The 270-nt window shown below is 45.6% G+C and carries 1 rRNA gene; it reads left to right on the forward strand.

From position 1 onward, the window contains the following. A 23S ribosomal RNA gene (locus M3226_RS31910) occupies positions 1 to 94 on the forward strand; the annotation flags it as partial. Positions 95 to 270 lie beyond the last annotated feature (176 nt).

A 270-nucleotide genomic window follows, 5' to 3' on the forward strand; every position in this document is an offset into this window, starting at 1 on the left:
AGATCCCTGAAAGATGATCAGGTTGATAGGTCAGAGGTGGAAGCGTGGCGACATGTGGAGCTGACTGATACTAATCGATCGAGGACTTAACCAAAACGAAAAGCGAAGGCGACTGTTCAACTTCGACGAACGCTTACGAGCCACGCTCTGCAAATCCTGGTTTTGGATTTGTAGGGACGGATCGAAACGGCCGAGAAGTTAGGAGCCGCAGCTAGCCAAGTTTTAAAGCGAATTAACTCGTTTTTACTTCTTCTATATATTATCTAGTTT

This window comes from Neobacillus cucumis (assembly GCF_023715505.1).